General features: G+C 41.4%; 22 protein-coding genes. 11 read left to right on the top strand and 11 right to left on the bottom strand.

What is annotated here, in order from left to right:
* The first annotated feature begins 27 nt into the window (after positions 1-27).
* Together PR799_RS02150 and PR799_RS02145 are read left to right on the top strand one after the other, a co-directional pair.
* Positions 28-699: an AzlC family ABC transporter permease gene (locus PR799_RS02150; protein ID WP_272521146.1), complete on the top strand. Its 672-nt coding sequence runs from the start codon at positions 28-30 to the stop codon at positions 697-699.
* Positions 699-1,022: an AzlD domain-containing protein gene (locus tag PR799_RS02145; protein WP_154604092.1), complete on the top strand. Its 324-nt coding sequence runs from the start codon at positions 699-701 to the stop codon at positions 1,020-1,022. The genes PR799_RS02150 and PR799_RS02145 overlap by 1 nt, the downstream gene beginning before the upstream one ends.
* A 154-nt stretch (positions 1,023-1,176) precedes the next feature.
* Here PR799_RS02145 and PR799_RS02140 read toward each other — a convergent pair whose 3' ends face one another.
* The 5 genes from PR799_RS02140 to hxpB form a co-directional block, all read right to left on the bottom strand.
* The gene (locus PR799_RS02140; RefSeq protein ID WP_154604091.1) at positions 1,177-1,485 is read right to left on the bottom strand and encodes a hypothetical protein; all 309 of its coding nucleotides are present in this window, start codon (positions 1,483-1,485) and stop codon (positions 1,177-1,179) included.
* Positions 1,486-1,698: 213 nt separating this feature from the next.
* Entirely contained in the window at positions 1,699-2,088 is a 390-nt protein-coding gene (locus PR799_RS02135) for a YkgJ family cysteine cluster protein (protein WP_154627919.1), read from the bottom strand.
* Positions 2,089-2,371: 283 nt separating this feature from the next.
* Positions 2,372-3,763, bottom strand: coding sequence for an L-cystine transporter (locus PR799_RS02130; protein WP_272521144.1), 1,392 nt, complete (start codon positions 3,761-3,763; stop codon positions 2,372-2,374).
* Between the two features lie 166 nt (positions 3,764-3,929).
* Positions 3,930-4,520, bottom strand: coding sequence for a metal-dependent hydrolase (locus PR799_RS02125; protein WP_154627920.1), 591 nt, complete (start codon positions 4,518-4,520; stop codon positions 3,930-3,932).
* A 191-nt stretch (positions 4,521-4,711) separates the two neighbouring features.
* The gene (gene hxpB, locus PR799_RS02120; RefSeq protein ID WP_132494803.1) at positions 4,712-5,377 is read right to left on the bottom strand and encodes a hexitol phosphatase HxpB; all 666 of its coding nucleotides are present in this window, start codon (positions 5,375-5,377) and stop codon (positions 4,712-4,714) included.
* Positions 5,378-5,680: 303 nt separating this feature from the next.
* Between hxpB and PR799_RS02115 the strand changes: the two genes are divergently transcribed.
* A complete protein-coding gene (locus PR799_RS02115) occupies positions 5,681-6,220 on the top strand; it encodes a YniB family protein (RefSeq protein ID WP_036950502.1) in 540 nt (179 codons plus the stop codon).
* Positions 6,221-6,355: 135 nt separating this feature from the next.
* Here the strand turns inward: PR799_RS02115 and PR799_RS02110 are convergent, their stop codons facing one another.
* The 5 genes from PR799_RS02110 to PR799_RS02090 all read right to left on the bottom strand — a co-directional run bounded on the left by PR799_RS02110 (position 6,356) and on the right by PR799_RS02090 (position 11,036).
* Entirely contained in the window at positions 6,356-7,225 is an 870-nt protein-coding gene (locus PR799_RS02110) for a fructosamine kinase family protein (RefSeq protein ID WP_272521213.1), read from the bottom strand.
* 262 nt (positions 7,226-7,487) lie between these two features.
* Positions 7,488-8,354 carry a metal ABC transporter permease gene (locus PR799_RS02105; RefSeq protein WP_154627922.1) on the bottom strand — a complete coding sequence of 289 codons (867 nt, stop codon included), beginning with the start codon at positions 8,352-8,354 and terminating at the stop codon, positions 7,488-7,490.
* Positions 8,347-9,237: a metal ABC transporter permease gene (locus tag PR799_RS02100; protein ID WP_272521143.1), complete on the bottom strand. Its 891-nt coding sequence runs from the start codon at positions 9,235-9,237 to the stop codon at positions 8,347-8,349. Before PR799_RS02100 ends, PR799_RS02105 begins: the two co-directional genes overlap by 8 nt.
* A complete protein-coding gene (locus PR799_RS02095; RefSeq protein ID WP_154604086.1) occupies positions 9,234-10,124 on the bottom strand; it encodes a manganese/iron ABC transporter ATP-binding protein in 891 nt (296 codons plus the stop codon). The genes PR799_RS02100 and PR799_RS02095 overlap by 4 nt, the downstream gene beginning before the upstream one ends.
* Positions 10,125-11,036: a metal ABC transporter substrate-binding protein gene (locus PR799_RS02090; RefSeq protein ID WP_272521142.1), complete on the bottom strand. Its 912-nt coding sequence runs from the start codon at positions 11,034-11,036 to the stop codon at positions 10,125-10,127.
* A gap of 369 nt (positions 11,037-11,405) precedes the next feature.
* Between PR799_RS02090 and PR799_RS02085 the strand changes: the two genes are divergently transcribed.
* Positions 11,406-12,065, top strand: coding sequence for a transglycosylase SLT domain-containing protein (locus PR799_RS02085; protein ID WP_132494816.1), 660 nt, complete (start codon positions 11,406-11,408; stop codon positions 12,063-12,065).
* On the opposite strand, the gene PR799_RS02080 is transcribed toward PR799_RS02085, so the two are convergent.
* On the bottom strand, positions 12,059-12,763 hold the full coding sequence (locus tag PR799_RS02080; protein ID WP_154627925.1) for a MarC family NAAT transporter: 705 nt from the start codon (positions 12,761-12,763) through the stop codon (positions 12,059-12,061). The two genes, PR799_RS02085 and PR799_RS02080, sit on opposite strands and share 7 nt — an antisense overlap.
* 543 nt (positions 12,764-13,306) lie before the next feature.
* Here PR799_RS02080 and PR799_RS02075 point away from each other — a divergent pair.
* The 7 genes from PR799_RS02075 to infC (PR799_RS02045) all read left to right on the top strand — a co-directional run bounded on the left by PR799_RS02075 (position 13,307) and on the right by infC (PR799_RS02045) (position 18,897).
* Entirely contained in the window at positions 13,307-13,705 is a 399-nt protein-coding gene (locus tag PR799_RS02075; protein WP_154604083.1) for a hypothetical protein, read from the top strand.
* Between the two features lie 113 nt (positions 13,706-13,818).
* On the top strand, positions 13,819-14,268 hold the full coding sequence (locus tag PR799_RS02070; RefSeq protein WP_154627926.1) for a methyltransferase family protein: 450 nt from the start codon (positions 13,819-13,821) through the stop codon (positions 14,266-14,268).
* Positions 14,269-14,449: 181 nt separating this feature from the next.
* Positions 14,450-14,842 carry a hypothetical protein gene (locus tag PR799_RS02065; protein WP_272521141.1) on the top strand — a complete coding sequence of 131 codons (393 nt, stop codon included), beginning with the start codon at positions 14,450-14,452 and terminating at the stop codon, positions 14,840-14,842.
* Between the two features lie 121 nt (positions 14,843-14,963).
* Complete coding sequence (locus PR799_RS02060) at positions 14,964-15,341, top strand: hypothetical protein (RefSeq protein ID WP_272521140.1); 378 nt, start codon at positions 14,964-14,966, stop codon at positions 15,339-15,341.
* Between the two features lie 257 nt (positions 15,342-15,598).
* Positions 15,599-17,527 (top strand): threonine--tRNA ligase, encoded by a 1,929-nt coding sequence (gene thrS, locus PR799_RS02055; RefSeq protein ID WP_154627928.1) that lies wholly within the window; start codon positions 15,599-15,601, stop codon positions 17,525-17,527.
* Positions 17,528-17,530: 3 nt separating this feature from the next.
* Positions 17,531-18,070: a translation initiation factor IF-3 gene (gene infC / locus PR799_RS02050; protein WP_071992134.1), complete on the top strand. Its 540-nt coding sequence runs from the start codon at positions 17,531-17,533 to the stop codon at positions 18,068-18,070.
* A 287-nt stretch (positions 18,071-18,357) separates the two neighbouring features.
* Positions 18,358-18,897 (top strand): translation initiation factor IF-3, encoded by a 540-nt coding sequence (infC, locus tag PR799_RS02045; RefSeq protein WP_071992133.1) that lies wholly within the window; start codon positions 18,358-18,360, stop codon positions 18,895-18,897.
* Positions 18,898-18,901: the final 4 nt, after the last annotated feature.

Raw genomic sequence — 18,901 nt, 5'->3', positions numbered from 1 at the left:
TTGTTTTTTATATCGAACTGTCGTTCTATGCAGACATCTACATTTCAATTTTCTATTCTCCATAATAGCACAGTGAAAAATATTGCACTGGTGTGTATTGCAGACTTAATTGTGGGGATTTCCTACGGTGCATTAGCCCATTCACAAGGTTTTGATTGGTGGGTTCCGTTAATGCTATCCATTTTTGTATTAGCGGGTGCATCCGAGTTTTTGTTTATTGGTGTGGTATTTTCAGGGGGAAGCCCGCTGTCTGCCGCCTTAGCCGGGCTATTAGTCAACTCGCGCCATATTCCATTTAGTTTTGCCGTTAGTGAATTAGCAGGAAAGGGCGCCAAATCTTTGCTGGGATATCACATTATGAATGATGAAAGTGTGATTTTTGGCTTGGCGCAAGACAGCGAACGAGAAAAAAACGCCGCATTTTGGCTGTGCGGACTAGGGATTTTAATCTGTTGGCCTGTTGGTGTGGTCATCGGTGAAATTTTGGGAAGCTTTATTCAAGATACTCACGCACTAGGAATGGATGCCATGTTTCCCGCCATTATCTTAGCGCTGAGTTTACCTGCGTTGAAAGATAGGCGCTTAAGACTCGCTGCGATAGTCGGGGCTGTGATTGCTATGGTAACAACACCGGTATTACCTGCGGGGATCCCCGTTTTACTGGCTTTGTTGAGTTTAGTTATCTATATAAGGAAATGATGATGATGGAACATCCTTGGTTAATCGTCAGTGGAATTTTCATTTTAGCAGTTGGGACGTACTTAATGCGGGCATCCGGCGCATTGCTAAAAGGGCGGGTCAATTTAACAGAGCAAAATAAAGCTCTGTTTTCGGCTGCTGCCATTGTGATTTTATTTTCAGTCGCGATGACCTCAACGCTCTTTTCAGGTAATGAATTATCGGATTTACCGAAAATAATTGGGGTAGTGGTGGCAGGTATCCTGACTTGGTACCGTAAGCCATTTATTGTGATTGTTTTGTCGGCGGCGATAGTCACAGCACTATTGCGCTGGTTATTTTAGTTAAAAAAAAGCCCCTATGGCATTAGGGGCTAAAATTAGGGATATACCTAAACGTTATTGTGTCTATTAAGATACTGATTTTTAACTAACAATGCTAAAAGGTTGATGTTATCAGTGTAACAGGCACAGCCTATGGTTTAGGTTGATTCATTCATTATTTAGCTGCGGGCGCCGTAGCAGGAACCGGCATTGGCATTGGTTGTGCTGGCTTGAATTCAGGCACTTCCACGACAGACATCTTCACCATGTAGCGTTTGCCATCTTCAATTTTAGGCGTATCGTTTGCCAGTTTTTTCAGGGTTTCATTCGGCTTGGTGGTTTGTTCTGTCACGCTATACACCATATTATGATGATTTCCGCCGTGATGGCGTGGTGATTTGTTCATATCAACATTAGCGGCTGCGGCAGCAAAGCCAACAGACAGTAAAACGGCAGCAAGTAAACCTTGGTTTAATTTGTTCATCTTTTATCTCCTCATTAACGTGATGAGAGGATAATTCATCAATTAGATTTCCCTCGCAATGGCTTTTACTTGCTTTGACTGAAGCTCCATATTTCCTGCACGTTTTATCCTTTCTTTACACATTTTATTGAAAATAATGAGATTATTTTACTTAGGAAGGGAGTGTGAAAGGGTCAAGAAGATAACCCAGAAAAATCTCTGGGTCATTGACGGTTAGCACGCGATTTGCGGTTGCTGAGGCTCGAGAGGAGGTAAACCATAGGCTGCGCGAGCACGGTCGCAGGCTTCATTGTGGATGCCGTTATGCCACGATTGTTCGAATTCTCGGCATGGCGTAGGGCGCTGTTCATAAATAGAGCAAGAGACACATTCCCCGACGGTACCATCAAGTGCAGTACAGCGGGTATTCGGTTTCTGGTTTGTACCTTGCATACAACTCATAAAGGGGGTGATTTGCTCTGTTAAATGTTGAGGCACCGAACCACCGCCAGCTTCTGCTTCTGCCCAGTAAAATGAGACGCGAAAGTAAGCACAACAAGCACCACAGCTGACACAGGGGTTATCTGAAGGATCAGTTTTTAGTATATGAATAATATTGGTCATATAAAAAATCTAACAATGAAGTTGATAGTTCCCGTAGGAAACGGGAGACGCAACACAGGCAGGAGGCCTAAGAAAATGTTGCTCAGCCGCTATTATGTTACGCAGCTTTACGTATTGGCAATATTTTTTAGAGTAAAAGACCTATATTTCCAATAAAGTCAAAATAAAGTAAAAATTTCAAGCTGTTGCAGTTTGATGAAATATCGAGCCTAGAAAATAGCAGACACAAAAAAACCTGCCGTTTGACGGGCAGGTTTCAATGAGTGTTAGGAGATTAGGACGATTAAACGTGTTTTAAATCACCGTCGTCATCTTGATTGAAGATTGACTTGTCCGTTTCGCCCATTAACTGGCTAGTGACGGTACCCGCTGTCATGGAACCACTCACGTTCAGAGCGGTGCGACCCATATCAATCAGAGGCTCGACTGAAATTAACAGCGCAACTAACGTGACGGGTAATCCCATTGCTGGCAGTACAATCAGTGCGGCGAAGGTTGCACCGCCACCCACACCAGCAACACCGGCAGAGCTGATGGTCACGATACCGACTAAGGTTGCTATCCACAGAGGGTCAAATGGGTTGATCCCCATAGTTGGTGCGACCATCACGGCTAACATCGCAGGGTAGATACCCGCACAACCGTTTTGACCGATAGTTGCACCGAAAGAGGCCGAGAAGCTTGCGATAGATTCTGGCACACCAAAGCGGCGAGTTTGCGTTTCAATATTCAGTGGAATACTGGCTGCGCTCGAACGGCTAGTGAATGCAAATGTCAGTACTGGGCCCGCTTTCTTAAAGAACTTGATTGGGTTTAAGCCTGTTGTAGCCACTAAAATACCGTGAACCACAAACATAATGGCTAACGCGACATAGGATGCGACGACGAAAGTCCCTAAGTTAATAATATCGGCTAAGTTAGAGCTTGCGACCACTTTGATCATTAGCGCCATTACACCGTAAGGGGTTAAACGCATGACTAAGCGAACGAGTTTCATTGCCCATGCTTGCATCACATCGATAGCCGCTAATGCTTTTTCACCGCGCTCTTTATCATCTTTAAACAGTTGCAGCGCAGCTACTCCTAAGAAGGCAGCAAAAATAACTACACTAATGATAGATGTTGGGCTTGCACCAGTTAAATCCGCAAACGGGTTTTTCGGGATAAAGGACAGGATTAACTGAGGAACCGTTAAATCTGAGACTTTACCAATATAATTTGTTTCAATGGCCGCTAGGCGTGCAGTTTCAGATTGACCTTGAACCAGACCTTCAGCCGTTAAGCCGAACAGGTTTGCGATCAAAATACCCACTAAAGCCGCAATGGCTGTGGTAAACAGCAATGTGCCAATAGTTAAAAAGCTAATTTTCCCTAAAGAAGATGCCTTATGAAGTCGAGCGACCGCACTCAGAATAGAGGCGAACACCAGAGGCATAATCACCATTTGTAACAGTTGAACGTAACCATTACCGACGATATTAAACCAAAGAATGGAGTCTTTTACCGTTTGGTGACTGGAACCATACACGAGGTGAAGTCCGACACCATAAGCAACACCGAATACGAGACCCAGTAAAACTTTTTTGGACAGGCTCCAACCATTCGATCCGAGTTTTGCTAACAGTATTAAAAGTGCTACGAAAACCAGCACATTGATAATCAGAGGAATATTCATTCCGCACTCCAAATTGTAATTATTTTACATAATGATTCTTGTTGTTAATCCTTAATAGGTATAAGGATTTCATTTCTTCTAACAACTGGTTATATGATATCAGTTGAAGTTAGTCATTACTTATAATCAAAAGTTATAATTTAGGTTGATTCATGCTTACAGTATATTACAAAAGTGAGCTTTTTGTCGGTAAGTGTATATTTATCTGATTATTAAAATAATTTAGTGCGCTTTCAATTTGCTGGAACCAATCAGCGGGATGACCTGTTGGAATTAAGACCGCACAGACGGTCAAAAGCACGGCAATAAAGCGTTCCCCGCGTTTACTGGACTTACCGCGTAAGATGGGAAAACAGAAACGTGTTGGTAGCGGCCATAAAAAAGGCACTCCGGATGGGGTCAGCATATCCGCCACTAAATGGCTCATATAACCTAATAAAAACGCTTGGATAAGGTCGGTGGGTAAATCCCAATAGTGAGGCAGCCATTGGTAGCTGCTGATCAGTAAAATGAGCCAAGCAATCAGGCTGTGAGTGAACCCGCGATGTCCGCACAGTTTTGATATAGGTAATGAAATAATGCGAAAAAGCCGCCCGAGGATTGATGAAGGGTGGTCAATATCCGGCAATAAGGCACCCAGCAACACCCCTGGCACCATATGCAGCCAATCACCCTGAGCGAACTCCGGGGTAATTTGCAATTTATGAGCCATTACAAGTGAGGCGACGGAAAAAAGCAGATGCCCTTCAGCAGTCATGGTGGATAAAATACCATCTGTTTATCTATACAGTAGGCGGCAGTATAAAGGGTTTGCAGGAAATATGGTAGTAGGTTGGAGTTAAAAAAACTCTTATTTATTAGTTAATAACCGTAGGTTTTTATACTTTTTTGAAATTTCCCCTACGTGAAAAACGTAAGGGAAATCGTGTTTCGTTAACGTCTTTAAGATTAACGTAAATTTTCTGGGCGTAAATCGTTCAATGAGGCGATTTTAACATCAGCTAAACCCCAGCGAGGGTCATTGAAATGTTTGCTATCAGGTACAACGATAGAACGCATTCTTGCTGCTTTTGCAGAAATCATTCCATTAAAGGAGTCTTCTAATGAAGCACAATGGATAGGCTTGGTGGATAGCTCAGCGGCGGCTTTTAAATACACTTCAGGATGAGGCTTACTTAATGGTAAATCTGCGGCTGAAACGACGGCAGAAAAATAATGGCGGATATCAAATAAGTTCAGCACTTTTTCCAGCATATAATCCGGAGACGCAGAGGCTAAAGCGATGTTCAGATCCATTGAGCGGCACAGTTCAAGTGCATGCTGTACACCTGGCAGTAATGGGCGTTTTTCTTCCACTAAACCAATAACGCGGTCAATAATACGCTGTTTTGTTGCTTCTAAACTACAACCCTGCCAAGGAGATGCGTTGTACCAAAGTTCAACAACGTGATCGATACGTAAACCGAGGGTGTCAGGAAGAGTGTGCTTAATGGATAAATCGACGCCTAACTCTGCAAAAACTTCATCTTCCCCTTGTTCCCAAAAAGGTTCCGAGTCAATCAGCAAACCATCCATGTCGAAGATGACAGATTGGATAGGTAATTTATGATACATAGCAAACTCCATTCATTTAGATACCCGCTTAAAAATAGGGTATGGGGATTGTCGCTGTACTTTAATCACAGTCATTTTGGTTTCTGAAACGATTTTAACAAGCTATGACTTGGGGTTATAGAGATATCTGTGCTATCACATGATTTTATTGGAAATTTGAGATTAGTTATTGATGTAGATTCGATTCACTCTTTGAATAATCCGAAACTCAGTTTTTAACTATCATTTTTTTATAGAAATTTGGAGCCAGCAAATATTATCGGCTATGATTAGCGTAGAAAAAAACTTTAAGGAATAGTTGTAATGAATTACCACAAGGCAAATTCTCTTGCGATTGGCAAACGTATTTTGGGCTGGATCGTATTTTTTGTGGCGTTAATTTCCACATTGACATCGTTAATTAAATTAGCGGCTCTGAAAGGAATTCAAGGCGAAGGAATTAATGCAGTTGCCAATGATTTTGTTAAATTAATGGCGGAGATGACTCGACAAAGTACGCCGTTTCTCAATGTATTTTGGAATAATTCACCAGTCCCTGAAGTGAGTCATGGTTTTTCAGGTAGCTGCATCGGATTTTTTGTTATTTTTATTTTTATCTTTGTGGGGCTTGCTTTAAGCGCATCAGGCTTACGCATGTATCGACAAATTAAATTCATTCGCGAAAGCATTGAAGATCATGTCATTCTTGAAAATGCAAAAGGCAGTGAAGTGACCAAAGAAGAGTTAGAAGCCAAAGTTACTATTCCTCGACATACTATTTTTAAACAGTTCTTTTTGATGTATTTCTGGCCGATTGTTTTAGGGATCGCCATTTATTTTGCATTGAAACTTCTGAATTGGTAGTTTTTATCATGTAGGCCGCTTTTCATTATGTTGATAATGCCCATCATGTTAATATTTTCCCATCATGAAAAATGCACAGCATCGGTGTTTATTCCGCTGCTGTGCATCTCTTATTTTCGCCTAATTGATTCGCTGCTATTCGTCGTCTAATAAATTATCAATAATGCTGCGAGCATGCAGATAGCTTTGCTCATTACCAAACATGTTGGCTTGATTGAGTAAAAAATAGAGTTGATAGAGTGGTTGTCTGTCTAAAAAGCCCGTTGGTAATGGCCAAATACTTTGGTAGCCATCAATAATTTGAATCGGAATTTCTTTGTATAATGGCAGCATCGCGATATCACATTCCCGATCACCCCAATAACAGGCCGGGTCATAGAGTACGCCATCCATTTGGTTGGTGATCGCACAATTTGCTGGCCACAGATCCCCATGCAATAAAGAAGGTTGAGGTTGATGGCCGGATAAACGGTGTTTAACAATATCCACCAGTCTTTGAATATCACCAAAAACCATGCCTTTTTCAGATGCAATTTGTAATTGAAGACCGATACGTTTTTCGGCAAAGAATGCATTCCACCGTTTTTCCCATCCATTAGGTTGAACAATGGTACTGAGCATAGTATCAAAATCGAACCCATAACTTGGCTGTTCTTCCCATTGATGTAATCGCGCCAATTGTTGACCAAAGTGCCATGCATTGGTGCTATCAAAATGTTTTAACGGGAAGTATTCGAGGAGAAGAAAGCTATGGTGCTTGTTGCTACCCAAGCCGTAGACTTTGGGAACGGTGATAGTTTGGCTTTTCGCTAGCATTTCAAGCTGCTCTGCCTCTTGTTTAAAAAGAGGGAGAAACTCGCGGCGATTTTGTTTTACGAACACTGTATGCTCGCCATAATCGATTCTTAAGGTGTGATGAATATCCCCACCAGAAAGAATCACTTTATTTCGCAGCTCTGCCTCACCAAAGTGTTCAATTAATAAACGATTCATCGCTTGCCACATGATCCACCTCGCTGTGATTTGGTCTTCACTCATACCATACTATAGCGTCAATTTAGGAATTAACAGTGATCATTGTTTAATAATTACGCCTTATTCCGAAATGATTGATGGCTGATTTTGTTCAAGAATTGGGGGATTCTTTTGATGATAACAGATGGATATCGCTTTTTTCTTTTATAGAGAGCAAGCTTCAAAATAGAAGAGAGTCAAATAGAAGAAAGAAAAAGCTGAATAGGTTTTTAGCGTATTCAGCTTTATATCATTAGGCCGTATGCAAATCTTGGCGCGTGGTGTGGGATTTGCGGCGTGCGAGAATTAATTTGCTATAGAGCAGGGCGATAACAAAATAGCCTGCTTGGATCACCACAATGGTTGGGCCCGTTGTCGCATTAATGTGGAAGCTGACAATCGTTCCCAGTACGCTGGAGGTGACGGAGGCGATAATCGCGACCACCAACATCCAACCAAAGCTCCGGCATAGGACAAAGGCGATGATCCCCGGAGAAATCAACATTGCAATCACCAGAATGATCCCAACAGCCTGTAGCGATGCCACGATGGTTAACGCTAATAGCGAAAGTAATCCGTAATGTAGCCATTTAACCGGCAAGCCGATAACACGCGCTTGGTTTGGGTCAAAGCAATACAGCATAAAGTCTTTACGTTTGAGTAAGATAATCGCAATGGTTATCCCTGCAAACAGTAAAATTTGTTTAAATTCTTCGTCGGTGATCCCCAAAATATCCCCGAATAAAATATGAGTAAGATGCTGCTCAGTATCGATTTTCGCGAACATGACCAAACCGACAGCAAACATACCCGAGAAGACAATGCCCATGACGGTGTCTTCTTTTATTCGACTGTTCTCTTTTAAATAGCCAGTAGCAACTGCGCAAAATAGTCCTGAAACAAAGGCGCCAATGGCCAGTGGAATGCCAATCAGTGACGCGATAATAATTCCGGGTAATACCGCATGGGAAATGGCATCTCCCATTAATGACCAACCTTTCAAGACTAAAAAGCAGGATAAAATAGCGCAGACGGTTCCTGTAACAATCGCCGTGATCAGGGCTTTTTGCATAAATGGGAATGCGAAAGGAGCCATCAGTAAATCCATAAAATCATTCATGGGTTGCTCCTTGTTGCTTACTTTGATGCAGGTCAGCGACTTCGCTACGGGCTTTGCGACGAGAAGCAAAGAGCCCATGTTTTGGTGCAAAGAAGAACGCCAGTAAGAAAATCACCGTTTGGAACGTAACAATTAGTCCGCCCGTTGCGCCATTTAAAAAGTAGCTGAGGTAGGCACCAATTGCACTAGTGGCTGTACCGATAGAGACGGAAATGATCAGCAATGTTTTAAATTTATCGGTCAGTAAATAGGCTGTTGCACCTGGCGTGACAACCATCGCAATGACTAATATCGCCCCAACAGTTTGCAGTGCGGCAACGGTACATGCACTTAATAAGGTGAAGAAAATAATTTTTAAGCGCAGTGGATTTAAACCGATGGAACGAGCATGGCTTTCATCAAAAAAGACTGCCAGTAAATCTTTCCATAGGCACATCAGGACAACAAATGAAACGGTGATAATAATCTCGACTTGAAGAACATCAGCATCGGCGATCCCCAAAATATTACCGAAGATAATACTTTGCACATTCACTGAGGTTGGGTTTAACGAAACAATCAATAGCCCCGCTGCAAAAAAGGTGGAGAAGATAAAGCCGATAACGGCATCTTCCCGTAAACGGGTGAGATGTTTAACAAACGTCATGGCGAGGGCGGCGAGAATACCGGTAAAAAAAGCCCCTGCGGCGTAAGGTAATCCAAGCGCATAAGCGCCCGCCACGCCGGGTACAACCGAGTGGGAGAGGGCATCTCCCATCAGCGACCAACCTTTGAGCATTAAGTAAGCTGATAAGAAAGCACACACCGCTCCAACGATGGCACTCACCCAAATAGCTTTAACCATAAAGTTGTACTCAAAGGGTTGCAGTAACAACTCAATCATTCAGATTCCTTAGGCTGATTTTTTCTAACCGGTGCATCGTGATCGTGACCATAGAAGACGGCGGCACGTTCGTCATCAGTAATCACCGTGACAGAGCGTGGGTCATCATCGTCGTGAAGCTCTTGACCAGACAGGTTAATATGACGCAGTACGCCACCAAATGCTTTTTGCAGATTACGCTGGGTAAAGGTGGTTTCGGTTGGGCCACTCGCCAGCACAGTGCGGTTTATTAAAATCACATGGTCGCAAAATTCAGGGACGCTTCCCAAGTTATGGGTTGAGACTAGAATTAAATGCCCTTCATCGCGCAGACTGCGGAGTAGGTCAATAATGGCATTTTCTGTTTTTACATCGACACCTGTAAAGGGTTCGTCAAGTAATAAAACTTTACCTTGCTGAGCGAGGGCTCGAGCCAAAAACACCCGTTTTTTCTGACCGCCGGAAAGTTCACCAATTTGGCGATGTTCCAATCCGGCTAAATCTACACGTTCTAAAGCCATTTTTACGGCGTCTTTATCTTCCTTTTTAGGAATACGAAAGAAACCCATTTTGCCGTAACGCCCCATCATCACCACATCAGAAACTAACACTGGAAAATTCCAATCTACTTCTTCTGTTTGTGGTACGTAGGCAATAACATTCTCTTTTAATGCCGCTTTAATCGGTTGGTCATTGAGGGTCACACTACCGGACGATGGCGTCACTAACCCCATAATTGTTTTAAACAGCGTTGATTTACCACTTCCGTTTACGCCCACAAGGGCGCAAATGGAACCACCGTGAATATTGAAACTAGCGTCATAAATCGCGGTATGACCATTGTTGTAGGTGACAGTTGCGTCATCAACAACCAGAGTCGGATGTTCGAATTGATTTGTATGGCTCATTTACTGTGAAAATCCTTTTGCGATGGTATCGACGGTTGTGTTCAACAGGTCTATATAAGTTGGTACAGGGCCTTCAGCGGTTGATAGTGAATCGACGTATAATACTCCGCCGTATTTTGCGCCAGTCTCTTTACTGACCTGCAGAGCTGGTTTGTCTGAAATAGTACTTTCGCTGAAAACAACGGGAATGTTGTGTTCACGAACCGTATCAATCACTTTTTTAACTTGCATTGGTGAGCCTTGCTCTTCAGCATTGATGGGCCACAAATAGACCTCTTTAAAGCCATAATCTTTAGTGAGGTAGCTAAATGCGCCTTCACTGGTCACTAACCAACGCTTATCTTCAGGAATACGATTCAAACGCTCACGTAAAGGTGCATCAAGTGCCGCAATTTCTTGGGAATATTTTTTCGCGTTTGCATTATAGGTGTCTGCATTTTCTGGATCATATTTCACCAGTGCCTTACGGATATTTTCGATATAGATTTGTGCGTTAGCAGGGGACATCCAAGCATGAGGATTCGGATTATCTTTATATTCCCCTTCACGGATTGGCATCGGCTCAATACCTTCAGTGACGACAACCGCAGGCACATCTTTAAGGTTTTCAAAGAAACGCTGGAACCAAACTTCCAGATTCATTCCGTTCCATAAGATAAGGTTAGCATCGTAGGCTTTCATAATATCTTTTGGTGTCGGTTGATAACCGTGAATTTCTGCACCCGGTTTAGTGATGGATTCGACAATAGCGGCATCACCGGCTACATTTTGAGCAATGTCTTGTATTATAGTAAATGTGGTGACCACTTTAAATTTTTTAGCTAAAGCGGGATGGCTGACAAATAAAACGGCAGCTAATGCAATAAATGTAGTACGTAATGGCGTTGATAATCGGAATAAACAGTTTGTCATAAAATAGATCCTAACGTTGGGTCACGAGTTCTATTAACTAAATTAATCTCATTAAATGGTTAATCTAAATAAGTGTGTTATTGGGTTTGAATATAGCTTCTCATTTATATTGACCTATTTGAGTCTACAATGAGTATGGTCTTTCTGGCTGATAGTATTTATATCCCAATTGATAATGATTATCAATATCAATTATGAAAAATCCCGTTAAATGGTAAAAGGGGTATTTTTGTAATCGATGAGTTGCTGGTTATCATTATTATTTAACATGACTAAAACACGTCCAGAAGTAAAAGTTAAGTAAAAAATGTATTATTTTTCTAAAGATTAGCTATTCTTTCGGTGTTTTAATTTGCAGAGGATACAACAGTGAAAAAAATGGTCGGCAGTGCGCTTGTACTTTTGCTATTGGCAGGTTGTTCAAGTGATCCCAATAAAACCGCGAACAGAACAAGAATGCTAGATAATCGCAATCAAATGCCAAATACGGCAGCCAATACTAGCTATCCGAGAACCCCTTATGATGAGTTTATTCGTGAATCTGCGAATCGCTATAGTGTGGATGAAACACTGATCAGAGCCATTATTGAAGTAGAATCTAACTTCCGACCTGAAGTGGTGAGTAAATCTAATGCCATTGGTTTAATGCAAATTAAAGCATCAACAGCAGGGCGTGATGCATATCGTTATCAAGGACGTTCTGGTGAGCCAAGTTCTAACGATTTAAAAGATCCACGTAAAAATATTGATATCGGTACAACCTATATTCGTATTCTCAAAGAGCAACATTTAGCGGGGATTAGCCATCCGCAGACTATGTATTATGCGACAGTTGTGGCTTATGTGAATGGGGCTGGGGCATTATTAAGAACGTTTGATAATGATAAAACTAAAGCTATCGCGATGATAAATAATTTATCGCCAGAAGAGTTCTATCAACATGTTCAGTCTAAACACCCCGCACCGCAGGCTCCACGCTATTTGTGGAAAGTTAAGAATGCGTATAATGCATTAGCAGTGAATTACTGATATTCCGTCATTAAGTGTGGGAGTTGCGCGATAATTTCAACGATGCCGTTGATGACGAATTGCACTCCCATACAAATTAATAAAAACCCCATTATCCGCCCAATTGCATCAATTCCGCTGTTTCCTAGCCATTTCATAATTGAAGTCGCACCCCGTAGCCCAATCCAAACAATTACACTGGCAATCAGAAAAACAACAATGGGTGCAACGGTGATAACCCATGGCGTAAAACCAATATCCCCTTGTAAAGAGGCGGTGGAACTAATAATAATCGCGATAGTACCCGGCCCTGCGGTACTTGGCATAGCGAGAGGAACGAAGGCAATATTTTGGTTACCTTGACGTTTTTTGGGAACACTTAAATCGTCAGTGGAAACATTACTGTTGTCTTCACTATTTTCTGAATTAGGAAATAACATCCCAAAACCAATAAAGACCACGATAAGTCCCCCTGCAATACGCAGTCCAGGGATGGAAATTCCGAAGGTATTCATGACTAATTGGCCCGCATAAAAAGCGACGAGCATGATACAAAAGACATAAATTGCAGCCAGCCGTGATTGATGGTCACGTTGTTCTTTGGTCATGTTGGCAGAAATACTGAGCATCACGGCAATGGCGGTCAGTGGGTTAGCCAGTGGAAGGAGTAAAACTAAGCCAAGGCCAACGGCTTGAAAAAGTTGTAAAATATCTTGCATATCGAAAATTACCCTCCAAATTAATCTAGAATGGCTTCTCGTTGGAACTATAACAAACATTGTTACTAATTTGTGGAATCAGAAGGGTATTCTCCCATCAAATATAGGATAAAGAGACTTTTTTACGTGAAATTGCGTAATGTTTTTACTTAATGAATGACAAAGTTGTTCACATTAACTGTGGATAACATCCCGATTCATGTGTGAATAAGTGTAATTATTTGTTGAATAACAAAGAGGTATATCGCTGGATTAAAAACATTCAATATTTTGAGCAAAAAAAAACCTTTTTATGTGAGATAAAAAGGTCAAGGGCATTATTGCTAGAGGGGGTTTATGTTCATTTGTTAGTGAGTATATACAGTGCTATCTGTTTTACTGACAGGTTATGTAAATTCGTTAAAAGATTATTGTCAGGCGATAATCTTATTTCTTGGTAATATAATTGGAATATTCTTTACAAACTCTTTTTTATTTTAAAAACTGCTTTACGGTTTGTTGTGTATTCTAAATTCCATGTTAAATAGAATTTTAGGATAGCCAATGAGAAAGTTACTGTCGCCATTAGTTACTTCATCAATGCTGCTTGTTTTGGCTATTGCTGCCGTGCTGATCCTGTTTCCACAAACGTGGAAACAATCTATTTTTCCTTCGCTCTCTCAATTATTACCCGCTTCAGTCAATTCCTTTATGGAACAAAACGGATTGACGAATAATGCGTGCGATAGTTTAGAAAATAATTTAAGAAGCTTTACAGATTATCTGCAAGCAAATGCAGATGTTGTCGAAGTGAAGGGAATGAATGGGTTAGAAGAGCAACTTGCTAATATCCAAGCGAGATTAAATAATTTACCCAGCGATGTGCGTAATTCTGTATGTGAACAAGAGTATGCCAATCTTGAAGGTCTAAAAAGCGTTTTTTCTTTAGGATATCGTTCATAAAATAACAGAGTACTCCTTCACTCTGTATTATTAGATATTATTGACATCGGTGCCAATTCTTATCGTTTTATCCATGATATGCTTGCCAGATGAATATCAATTTAGGATCTGTGATGAGCATTTTTAAACTTCCATTTGTGAATTGGTTAGCGCTCAATGGATTTGCTGCTTATTATCTGCATATCAAAGAGGGTTTTTTCTGGAGTTTTTCTGGTTGGATGGGAATTATCGGCATCTTGATTGCCTTAGAGGCTTTCGGCTGGATTGGCGCAAGTTTATATTATTTTGTTCAGCAAAAAACCTCACCAAATCCTATTAGCCCGGCGTCTTCTCTTATTACTAGAGGCCCTTATCGGTTATCTCGTAATCCGTTATATCTTGCTTTTACCTCGATGAGTTTAAGCTTCGCTTTATTTTCGCATTCACCTTATTTCTTGGTGTCAGGTTTGGTCTTTTGGTTAATTACTGACTTGTATACCATTCCCCAAGAAGAAAAATTCTTATCTGAACGTTTTAAAGAGGAGTGGCAGGCTTATACTCAGCAAACGCGGCGTTGGTTGTGATTGTTTTGGCCTAATCCGTTAGTTATTCATTATTAATAAGCATTTTTACCTATTTCATTGATATTTTCTGCAATTGTTATCTGTGAATTTAGCTTTTGATGCGAATTTTGATGTTATTCAAGGCGGTTTCCTTTAGGTAAATGTAAACTGGTATAACCCAAAGACTTGTGAGGTTATTGCCGTGAATAAAAAAGTGTTATTAGGTGCTATCGTCTCTTCAGTATTACTGTATTCGGCATCGGCTGCAGCATGCCCTTACTGCAATGGAAACTATGATCACCGCTATCAAAACAATTATCATCAAAACAATTATCACCAAAACAATTATCACCAAAACAATTATCGCCAAAATAATGAAATCGCTAAGTTAGCGAAAGAGTTTGATGATAAGCGTTTTGAATTGAATAAGCTGTACGATGCCGGCGCCAAAGATGATGATGCGAAAGTGAAAGCGCTGGTGAAAGAGCTTGATGATTTATCACTGCAGCTTCGAAACGAAGAAGATAAACAATACAACCGCCCATATCGTGATGGTGGATGGGGTGGACGTGGTAATCATCGCGGTTGTTGGTAACTTTTTGTTTTAATAAGGCTATTCATAGTCATGTTGAGTAGCCTTTTTGTCGTTTTTTGCAGGATGATGGAATGGTATTTTTCTCCCCTTAACGATTTATTGTAAAAAAGTATGGTGAGAGATGAAAAAAGGCATAATTACCGCGTTATTGGCGTTATCAACCTTTGTGTTGCTGGCTCCAAGTGCTTCTGCACAGCTTGTTTATACCGCAGATGAAATGAGTGCAATCATCGATAAGCAAGGTATCCCGTATCATGAGGATTGGCATGCTATTTATGCTGATCATATTAATTTTGAACTCTGTTCAGCCACCACTGATTTAGTCTATCTTATTAGCGCATTAGAGCATCCGACAACCCTGAATCTTTCATTATCGCGTTCAAAATCACGTATTGCTTGGTTACCTGAATATGCGGTGAGAACGGATTGTAATGGCTATGGTAATAATGTTCTTATTATGTCGGCGGATTACACGTTAATGAGCCCAGAGCAGCAGTAATTTTAGCGCTAGAATAATCAACAACTGGCTATCGCCATAAAATATGTCTGTGTTATGATTACGAGTTGAGTTGCTAGCGATGTGCATAATTGCGTTATCAATTATATCTGCCTCGGCTTATATAATGTGTACATAGTTGTGTGCCTATCTCGCATAGTGAAGTGAGAAATCGTCAGTAACGTATTGATTTATAAACTTTGGAATAATCAAGCAAGTGATCTTTCGTGTGGGTCACCACTGCTGATAAGGATTTTTTAATGCCTGTTATTACTCTTCCTGATGGAAGTCAGCGTCAATTCGACCATGCAGTTTCTGTCATGGATGTGGCTCGCGATATCGGCGCTGGCCTAGCAAAAGCATGTATCGCTGGTCGTGTTAATGGTGAGCTGGTGGATGCTTGTGAACTGATCGAGCATGACGCAAACCTGTCAATTATCACGAGTAAAGATGATGATGGTCTAGAAATCATTCGTCACTCTTGTGCTCACTTATTAGGTCATGCAATTAAACAATTGTGGCCAAATACCAAAATGGCAATCGGTCCGGTTATCGACAACGGTTTCTATTATGATATTGACCTTGACTATACGCTGACCCAGGAAGATTTGGACAAGCTAGAAAAGCGTATGCTTGAGCTTGCCAAAACAGATTATGACGTGGTTAAAAAACGTGTTTCTTGGGCGGAAGCTCGTGAAACATTTGTAAACCGTGGCGAAGATTATAAAGTTGAAATCTTGGATCAAAATATTAGTCAAGATGATCGCCCTGGTTTATATCACCACCAAGAATATATTGATATGTGTCGCGGCCCACACGTACCAAATATGCGTTTCTGTCACCACTTTAAATTACAAAAAGTAGCAGGAGCATACTGGCGCGGTAACAGCGACAATAAAATGCTGCAACGTATTTACGGTACTGCATGGGCAGATAAAAAGCAGCTTGCTGCATATCTGCTGCGCTTAGAAGAAGCGGCGAAGCGTGACCACCGTAAAATTGGTAAGCAATTAGATTTATATCATATGCAGGAAGAAGCGCCGGGCATGGCGTTCTGGCATAACGATGGTTGGACAATTTTCCGTGAACTGGAAACTTTTGTACGTACCAAACTTAAATCTTACAATTACCAAGAAGTTAAAGGCCCATTTATGATGGACCGCGTATTGTGGGAAAGAACAGGTCACTGGGAAAACTACAAAGATGCGATGTTCACAACTTCATCTGAGAACCGTGAATATTGTGTCAAACCCATGAACTGCCCAGGTCACGTTCAGATCTTTAACCAAGGGTTAAAATCTTACCGTGATTTACCACTGCGTATGGCAGAATTTGGTAGCTGTCACCGTAATGAGCCATCAGGTGCACTGCATGGTTTAATGCGCGTACGTGGCTTTACCCAAGATGACGCTCATATCTTCTGTACTGAAGATCAAATTCTGGGTGAAGTGACTAGCTGTATTGAGATGATTTATGACGTTTACAGCACTTTCGGCTTCGAAAAAATCGTTGTAAAACTGTCTACTCGTCCTGAAAAGCGTATCGGTACAGACGATATGTGGGATACAGCAGAAGCAGACTTAGCCAATGCGCTGAAGTCAAAAGGTATTGAGTTTGAATATCAGCCTGGCGAAGGTGCATTCTACGGCCCGAAAATTGAATTCACACTGTATGACTGCCTTGACCGTGCATGGCAATGCGGTACTGTACAATTAGACTTCTTCTTACCGGGTCGTCTAAATGCTTCTTATGTTGGCGAAAATAATGAGCGTATTACGCCAGTTATGATTCACCGTGCGGTTCTGGGTTCACTAGAGCGCTTTATCGGGATCTTAACGGAAGAATATGCAGGTTTCTTCCCAACATGGTTAGCACCACAACAAGTTGTTGTGATGAACATTACAGATAGTCAAGCAGACTATGTTCAAGAATTAGTTAGCAAGCTGCAAAGTGTTGGCATTCGTGCGAAAGCGGACTTACGTAACGAGAAAATCGGCTTTAAGATCCGTGAACACACCCTGCGTCGTGTTCCTTACATGTTGGTTTGTGGTGAGAAAGAAGTTGAATCAGGTAAAGTGTCTGTTCGTACCCGTCGTGGTAAAGATTTAGGCAGCCTTGATGTTAACGAATTCATGACTAAACTACTGGAAGAAATTCGCAGTCGTCAGCTCAATCAGATGGAGGAATAAGGTATTAAAGGCGGAAAAAAACTCCCAACAGCACGTCCGAATCGTATTAACGAAGAGATCCGTGCAACTGAAATCCGTGTTACTGGCATTGACGGTGAACAACTTGGTGTAATGAGTGTGCGTGACGCACTTGCCAAAGCGGAAGAAGCTGGTGTTGATTTAGTTGAAATCAGCCCAAACGCAGAGCCACCAGTTTGTCGAATCATGGATTACGGCAAGTATCTTTATGAGAAAAGTAAATCTCAAAAAGAGCAGAAAAAGAAACAAAAAGTTGTTCAAGTGAAGGAAATTAAATTCCGTCCGGGAACAGATGAAGGAGACTACCAAGTTAAATTACGTAGCCTCATTCGTTTCTTAGAAGATGGTGATAAAGCGAAAATCACACTGCGTTTCCGTGGTCGTGAAATGGCTCACCAACAAATCGGTATGGAAATGCTTAACCGCATCAAAGCGGATTTAGAAGAGCTAGCCGTTGTTGAATCATTCCCTTCACGTATTGAAGGTCGCCAAATGATCATGGTGATGGGGCCTAAGAAAAAATAATAGGTCATGATTAAGAACGCGAGTGGGGGATAGCACCTCACTCGCGTTTTTTATTGTTAGACTTGGCTATTTACATGATCCTCTGCGAATAATTTGAATATCTGCTTGAGTAATCTCACAATAAGCAGTAAAATCCGCGGTCGAATCGCTTTGTAAAACTCGCTTTGTTCGAGTTAAAGCCAAAAAAGAATATCGCGTTTGGGTAATAAATTGTTTAAAAAGACATTACCGAGGCGCTTGCTTTAGAGAATGTAGCAAATCTCTTTATCCAGTTGGAGGAATGAAGTATTAAAGGCGGAAAAAGAATCCCATCAACACGACCAAATCGTATTAATGATGAAATTCGTGTTCCTGAAGTCCGTTTAACCGGTTTAGACGGCGAACAGTTAGGCATCATGAGCGCGCGTGAAGCGCTTGAAAAAGCTGAAGAAGCAGGTGTAGACCTCGTTGAAATTAGCCCAAATGCTGAACCGCCAGTTTGTCGTATCATGGATTACGGCAAATTCCTTTATGAGAAGAGCAAGTCTCAAAAAGAACAAAAAAAGAAACAAAAAGTTGTTCAGGTGAAGGAAATTAAATTCCGCCCTGGTACAGATGAAGGTGATTATCAGGTCAAACTACGCAACCTGATTCGCTTTCTAGAAGATGGTGATAAAGCGAAAGTAACACTGCGTTTTCGTGGTCGTGAAATGGCTCACCAGCAAATCGGTATGGAAATGCTTAACCGCATCAAGTCTGATTTGGAAGAGTTAGCATCTGTTGAATCATTCCCTTCGAAGATTGAAGGGCGTCAAATGATTATGGTGCTGGCACCTAAGAAGAAATAATTAG

This window comes from Providencia sp. PROV202, from assembly GCF_028479565.1.
In the GTDB taxonomy this organism is placed as follows: domain Bacteria; phylum Pseudomonadota; class Gammaproteobacteria; order Enterobacterales; family Enterobacteriaceae; genus Providencia; species Providencia zhijiangensis.
The sequence above is the reverse complement of the archived record's forward strand: the minus strand, read 5'-3'. Positions and strand labels throughout refer to the sequence as shown.